The sequence below is a fragment of the Paraburkholderia sp. BR10923 genome (genome assembly GCF_040948765.1).
Lineage (GTDB): Bacteria > Pseudomonadota > Gammaproteobacteria > Burkholderiales > Burkholderiaceae > Paraburkholderia > Paraburkholderia youngii.
Window position 1 is genome coordinate 1 of sequence record NZ_JBFPKO010000105.1, and the last position, 2,226, is coordinate 2,226.

The following is a 2,226-nucleotide window of genomic DNA, read 5'->3' on the forward strand; positions in this document are numbered from 1 at the left end:
CAGAAGTGGCTAGTCTAACCGCAAGGAGGACGGTCACCACGGTAGGATTCATGACTGGGGTGAAGTCGTAACAAGGTAGCCGTATCGGAAGGTGCGGCTGGATCACCTCCTTTCCAGAGCTTGCATTGCTGCGCAAGCGCTCACGCTTATCGGCTGTGGTTTAGAGAAGCAACGCAGACAGACTCAGGGGTCTGTAGCTCAGTCGGTTAGAGCACCGTCTTGATAAGGCGGGGGTCGATGGTTCGAATCCATCCAGACCCACCATCTTTGTCTGTGGTGCTGACTGGGACACCCTTGAGTAGTGTATGACCGGGGGATTAGCTCAGCTGGGAGAGCACCTGCTTTGCAAGCAGGGGGTCGTCGGTTCGATCCCGTCATCCTCCACCAATCCTCAATGCGCAGGGTTCTGCATGAAGGCAGAGCGTTGCGCATTGGCGATTGAGCCAGTCAGCGCGAGGTGAGGCAACTCACCATCGGCTGTCGTTCTTTAACAATCAGGAAGAAGTAGTAAAGAGATTCACGAAAGCGTACCTGGAGATGGGTGCGTGAGTAGGTGAATCAGGGTTGTGATTGTATCGATGTATTTTAAAGGTGATCGAGAGATCGCTTTGGAATACGGCGCAACACGAATACTCAACCTGTAGCGGAAGGTGATCTGCGGTGAGCAATCATTGAGACACACCCGTTATAGGGTCAAGCGAACAAGTGCATGTGGTGGATGCCTTGGCGATCACAGGCGATGAAGGACGCGGTAGCCTGCGAAAAGCTCCGGGGAGCTGGCAAACGAGCTTTGATCCGGAGATGTCCGAATGGGGAAACCCACTCCTAATGGAGTATCCATGACTGAATCCATAGGTCATGTGAAGCGAACGCGGTGAACTGAAACATCTAAGTAACCGCAGGAAAAGAAATCAACCGAGATTCCCAAAGTAGTGGCGAGCGAAATGGGATCAGCCTGTACTCTTTATTCTCATTGTTAGTCGAACGCTCTGGAAAGTGCGGCCATAGCAGGTGATAGCCCTGTAGACGAAAACAGCGGGAAAGAACTGGGTGTACGAGAAGTAGGGCGGGACACGTGAAATCCTGTCTGAAGATGGGGGGACCATCCTCCAAGGCTAAATACTCGTGATCGACCGATAGTGAACCAGTACCGTGAGGGAAAGGCGAAAAGAACCCCGGGAGGGGAGTGAAACAGATCCTGAAACCGCATGCATACAAACAGTCGGAGCCTCGTAAGGGGTGACGGCGTACCTTTTGTATAATGGGTCAGCGACTTACATTCAGTGGCGAGCTTAACCGATTAGGGCAGGCGTAGCGAAAGCGAGTCCGAACAGGGCGTCCAGTCGCTGGGTGTAGACCCGAAACCAGGTGATCTATCCATGGCCAGGTTGAAGGCACGGTAACACGTGCTGGAGGACCGAACCCACTAACGTTGAAAAGTTAGGGGATGAGCTGTGGATAGGGGTGAAAGGCTAAACAAACCTGGAAATAGCTGGTTCTCTCCGAAAACTATTTAGGTAGTGCCTCGTGTCTCACCTTCGGGGGTAGAGCACTGTCATGGTTGTGGGGTCCATTGCGGATTACTACGCCATAGCAAACTCCGAATACCGAAGAGTGCAATCACGGGAGACAGACATCGGGTGCTAACGTCCGGTGTCAAGAGGGAAACAACCCAGACCGCCAGCTAAGGTCCCCAAATATGGCTAAGTGGGAAACGAAGTGGGAAGGCTAAAACAGTCAGGAGGTTGGCTTAGAAGCAGCCACCCTTTAAAGAAAGCGTAATAGCTCACTGATCGAGTCGTCCTGCGCGGAAGATGTAACGGGGCTAAGCCATATACCGAAGCTGCGGATGCACATTTATGTGCATGGTAGGAGAGCGTTCCGTAAGCCTGCGAAGGTGCACTGGAAAGTGTGCTGGAGGTATCGGAAGTGCGAATGCTGACATGAGTAGCGATAAAGGGGGTGAAAGGCCCCCTCGCCGTAAGCCCAAGGTTTCCTACGCAACGTTCATCGGCGTAGGGTGAGTCGGCCCCTAAGGCGAGGCAGAAATGCGTAGCTGATGGGAAGCAGATTAATATTTCTGCACCATTGTGAAATGCGATGGGGGGACGGATCGCGGAAGGTTGTCCGGGTGTTGGAAGTCCCGGTCGCTGCATTGGAGAGGGTGCCTTGGCAAATCCGGGCACAGGACTCAAGGGTGTGGCGCGAGCTTCTTCGGAAGCGAAG

Annotated in this window: 2 tRNA genes and 2 rRNA genes; all 4 read left to right on the plus strand. The window is 53.3% G+C overall.

What is annotated here, in order from left to right:
* Window positions 1-113: ribosomal RNA gene (locus AB3X94_RS41515) — 16S ribosomal RNA — on the plus strand; the annotation flags it as partial.
* Window positions 114-187: 74 nt separating this feature from the next.
* Window positions 188-264, plus strand: a tRNA-Ile gene (locus tag AB3X94_RS41520).
* Between the two features lie 47 nt (window positions 265-311).
* A tRNA-Ala gene (locus tag AB3X94_RS41525) sits at window positions 312-387 on the plus strand.
* A 304-nt stretch (window positions 388-691) separates the two neighbouring features.
* Window positions 692-2,226: ribosomal RNA gene (locus AB3X94_RS41530) — 23S ribosomal RNA — on the plus strand; the annotation flags it as partial.